This window comes from Legionella santicrucis (assembly GCF_001468135.1).
Classification (GTDB): domain Bacteria; phylum Pseudomonadota; class Gammaproteobacteria; order Legionellales; family Legionellaceae; genus Legionella; species Legionella santicrucis.
Window position 1 is genome coordinate 256,179 of record NZ_LNYU01000081.1, and the last position, 782, is coordinate 256,960.

Below are 782 nucleotides of genomic sequence, written 5' to 3' on the forward strand. Positions count from 1 at the left end.
AACTACCTGTACCTTATCTTTTCCTTCTAACGTGTTGAGATAGCCTTCTAAATCCTTTTCTGAACGCCCCTCAACCACATCAAATATTTTGTGTTTGGCCAAGTCGCAAAAGGTTGTGGCATAACCTACTTTCCTATTGAATGAATGCTCATCCAGACCAAGAACTCTTGGGCAAGAACGGTTTAATATCTTTTTATGACGAAGCTCATAGCCGTAATGATACCAGCGCTCTACAGTGGATTTACCCAGCTTTAAATCACGAGCTAAATCCTTTTGACTCACTCCTTTACTATGGTAGTGAAACACCTGCTTTCGTAAACTCTCGCTCGCTCTTTGGTATTTACCAATCCCCGGGAAACGCTGATTAAAATAGCGACCACACGCAGGACAATAATACTTATGAGCCTTGATACACAAGTAACTACGACGCAATCCAATCGACTCATGACGGATTCGTCTTATAAAACTGTCTTTTTTACGTAACTTCTTATTACCACAATGAACACAGCGAACAACACAACGATAAGTCACTTCGATAAAAACAGGGTTCTCCCCACTCACCTTTTTAATAGAATATCCAGGCAAATTTAGGATACAATCTTTCTTAGGCATTTTAATCTTCCTTTTGACCGTCAAATCAAAGGCTTAGTCTAGACTAACTTGATTAAAATGCCCCCTTTGTTGGGGTAGAGCCTGATACCAGCGCTCTACAGTGGATTTACCCAGCTTTAAATCACGAGCTAAATCCTTTTGACTCACTCCTTTACTATGGTAGTGAAACA

The 782-nt window shown here is 40.3% G+C and carries 1 protein-coding gene; it reads right to left on the reverse strand.

Annotated elements, in window-relative coordinates:
- Positions 1-612: helix-turn-helix domain-containing protein (locus Lsan_RS22690; protein ID WP_193392721.1), on the reverse strand; the 612-nt coding region annotated here is incomplete at its 3' end.
- Positions 613-782 lie beyond the last annotated feature (170 nt).